The organism is Mesorhizobium sp. M7A.F.Ca.MR.362.00.0.0, from assembly GCF_004023175.1.
Taxonomy (GTDB): Bacteria; Pseudomonadota; Alphaproteobacteria; order Rhizobiales; family Rhizobiaceae; genus Mesorhizobium.
In genome coordinates this window covers 1-267 of the sequence record NZ_RZTF01001036.1, presented here as the reverse complement: position 1 = coordinate 267, position 267 = coordinate 1, and the positions used below count along the sequence as shown (strand labels likewise).

1 protein-coding gene is annotated in these 267 nt (G+C 33.7%); it reads left to right on the top strand.

The window, feature by feature from the left end:
- Window positions 1-27: 27 nt before the first annotated feature.
- The coding region (locus tag EOC06_RS39020) for a hypothetical protein (RefSeq protein ID WP_164899091.1) at window positions 28-267 on the top strand (240 nt) is incomplete at its 3' end.

Genomic DNA, 267 nt, shown 5'->3' with positions numbered 1-267 from the left:
GGCTACTTGAACAAGGGCATCTAAATTGTGTTTACTGATAATGAACAAAATCAGTATCTTGCTCCAAAGACCCCCGAAGTTTTAGCAGCAACTGCAGTTGAGGTATTACTAAAAGTTGCTGAAAAAATGGACATTGATACAGCAATAAAAAATACATTAAAAATATGTGAAAGGCTTCCTTATGGAGACATAATTGCAGCAAATGTATTTGAAAGGCTAGGAAACAAAACTTTCTCATTGTTTAATATTCTTTCCCGTTTATTGAAC